Annotated in this window: 3 protein-coding genes and 1 pseudogene; 3 read left to right on the forward strand and 1 reads right to left on the reverse strand. The window is 66.4% G+C overall.

Features of this window, described 5'->3' with window-relative positions; translation table 11 throughout:
• Window positions 1–261, reverse strand: a pseudogene (locus tag JCM9942_RS13405) (phospholipase); the annotation flags it as partial.
• A 125-nt stretch (window positions 262–386) separates the two neighbouring features.
• Between JCM9942_RS13405 and JCM9942_RS13410 the strand changes: the two are divergent.
• The 3 genes from JCM9942_RS13410 to JCM9942_RS13420 form a co-directional block, all read left to right on the forward strand.
• On the forward strand, window positions 387–1,595 hold the full coding sequence (locus JCM9942_RS13410; protein WP_054660290.1) for an MFS transporter: 1,209 nt from the start codon (window positions 387–389) through the stop codon (window positions 1,593–1,595).
• Between the two features lie 69 nt (window positions 1,596–1,664).
• Window positions 1,665–1,952 carry a hypothetical protein gene (locus tag JCM9942_RS13415; protein WP_145974306.1) on the forward strand — a complete coding sequence of 96 codons (288 nt, stop codon included), beginning with the start codon at window positions 1,665–1,667 and terminating at the stop codon, window positions 1,950–1,952.
• A 136-nt stretch (window positions 1,953–2,088) separates the two neighbouring features.
• Window positions 2,089–2,809 (forward strand): HDOD domain-containing protein (locus tag JCM9942_RS13420; RefSeq protein WP_256202387.1); only part of this gene is annotated, 721 nt, incomplete at its 3' end.

Consider the following 2,809-nt stretch of genomic DNA (forward strand, 5'->3'; position numbering starts at 1 on the left):
CAGCCACGGGCCGAGCCCTGCCAGCAACTGGCGGCGGCCATCGTCGCCGCGCTCGCCCGAGCCATGCAGGAACAGCACGACCGGTGTCCCGGACGGATCCCGGCGGGCCGGAACGAAGACCTGGTAGCGGAACAGGCGGCCCTCGAACGGCAGCTCGCGCGCTTCGAAATGACCGCGGCCGGCGACCGCCGTACTCGTGCGTGCAAGGGTGCAGGCGGTGGACATCAGCAGCATCGACAGCACGATCAGCAGGCGGGTCATGGGCGGCTCCGGCAGCGCGGTGGCGGCCAGCTTAAGCGCAGCGGCGGTGCGCCGTCATCGCTTCGGGCGGCCGGCGCAGGGCGTTCCGCGGCAGGTCATGCGCCGCTGGCTAGACTGGCTGCAATATGACCGAGCTCAAACCTGTCCTGTGGACGCCGGGTTTCCTGCTGGCGTGCCTGGCCAACTTCCTGATGGGCCTGTCGTTCTACGTGTTGATGCCGACGTTGCCGTTCCACCTGGTGGAGCAGCTGCAGATCGGTGAAGCGACGGTGGGCGGCATTCTTTCCAGCTATGTGATCGCCGCGCTGCTGGTGCGGCCGTTTTCCGGCTTCATCGTCGACCGATTCAATGCCAAACATGCCTACCTGGCGGCGCTGGCCGGGTATGTGCTGCTCACGTCCGGCTATCTGCTGGCGCATACCGTCCTGGCCTTCGTGATCGTGCGGCTGGGCATCGGCGTGACCTTCGCGGTGCTCAGCACGGCGGCGGCGACCCAGGCGATCGACATCATTCCCTCGGTGCGCCGCGGGGAGGGCATCGGCTTTTTCGGTCTGATGAGCAGTCTGGCGATGGCGCTGGGGCCGATGGTGGGGCTGTGGCTGATGGACCACTATCCGTTCGAGCTGATCTTCAAGGTGTCCATCGGCGCCGGTATTGGCGGATTGCTGGTGGCCACCCGCGTGCGTTCATCACACAAGCAGCGCCGGGGCACGGCAACGGTGCTGTCGCTGGACCGGTTCCTGCTGGTGCGGGGTCTGCCACTGGCGTTGAATCTGGCGGTGATCGGGCTGGGCTACGGCATGCTGCTGGCGTTCGCGGCGATCTATGGCAAGCAGCTGGGTGCGGCCAACACCGGGATCTTCTTCACCCTGATGGCGGTGGGAATGATGGTTTCGCGTGCGTTCTCCGGGCGGCTGATCGATGGCGGCAACGTGGTGCGGGCCACCCATGGCGGCACCGCCGCGATTGTGGCCGGGCTGGGGATGATGGCCATGGCGCCGGGGCCGGGGCTGTATTACGCCGCCGGCGTGCTGGTCGGCTTCGGCTTTGGCGTGGTCTATCCGGCCTACCAGACGATGATGGTAAATCTGGGCGGGCATGCGCAGCGCGGTACCGCGGTGGCCACCTATTTCTCCGCGCTGGATGTCGGCATCGGACTGGGCATGGTGGTGGCCGGATTGATTGCCTCGCAGGTCGGCCTGGCCAGCGCGTTCGCCACCGGTGCGGTGCTGACCATCGGTGCGGGGCTGACATTCGCGCTGGTGCTGGTGCGCCGCGTTGTTCCCACCACCGCCACGCAAACACCGGTAACGACGGGCGCCAGCGAGCGTTGATGTGCCAGAATCGCCGGCGCCGGAAGCGGCGTATGGAAGCGCGGTATCTACACATCACAGGGGAAAACAATGAAAAAGCTTTTTGGCGTGGCACTACTGTGCCTGTTGTCTGCATGTAGCCAGGGTTTGAACGGCACCTATGGCGATCAGCTGGGGATCACCCGTTATGCCTTCCAGTCCAATGGCGAGGTGACGGTTGAAGCCATGGGCGTGTCACAGAAGATGAGCTATGAACGCGACGGCCAGTCGCTGAAAGTGCAGTTGCCGCAGGGCAATGCCCAATTGAACTTCACCATCAAGGAAGACGGTTCGCTGGAAGGCCCGATGGGGATCGTCCTGGAAAAGGTCGAAGAGTAAGCAACACCGCGTCACGCCGGCCCTGTCCGGGGCCGGTTGCCTGGGCGCCGGGCGTTGTTCGGCGCTCTGCTCAACTCGCTGCCGCCACGGCCGATAGGGATGGTGGGGTTCTGCACGGATGGCGCATACGTTGAACATGGTGATTCTGGCGGCCATCGCGGCTGCATTGGCAGTGGTTCTGATCGCGCGTCTGGCCGGAGGCCGGAAGCTGCCTGCGCGCTGGTCGTCGCGGTCACCTTCCGACACCGGCCCGCAGGCGTCATTGCCGCAGGTGCAACCCATTGCACTGAGCGCATTGCGCCAGCAGTTCCATGTGCTGGCACTGGGCCTGCCCGCGCTGCCCGAGGAAACGCCGGGGCCGGCACATCAGGCCCTGCTCACCGAGGTCAGCACCACGCTGGGACGGGCGGACCTGTCGCCGCGCTACACGCCGCGCCGTCCACAACTGCTGCCCCAGCTGATCCAGAGCGTGAATGACAGCACCGCTTCGGCGCGTTCGATCAGCCGCATTATCGGCAGTGATCCGGTGCTGGCGGTCAACCTGCTGCGGATCGCCAACAGCCCGCTGTACCGCTTCCAGCGCCGCGAGGTGCAGAGCATCGAGCGGGCGGTGACGCTGGTGGGCAACGACGGCATCCGCCAGATCATCTCGGCGGCGTTGATCCAGCCGGTGATGAATCCCTCCGACCGCGACGGCGGCCGCTTCTCGCGGCTGTTGTGGGATCACACCCTGCGCATGTCGCTGGCCGCGGCCGACCATGCCCGCAGCATGGAGCGCGAGGACGGCTTCGCCGCGCAGCTGGCCGCGTTGCTGCGCGGGCTGAGTGTGGCGATGGTGGTGCAGGCCACCGCCGATG

This window comes from Stenotrophomonas pictorum JCM 9942, from assembly GCF_001310775.1.
Lineage (GTDB): Bacteria > Pseudomonadota > Gammaproteobacteria > Xanthomonadales > Xanthomonadaceae > Stenotrophomonas > Stenotrophomonas pictorum.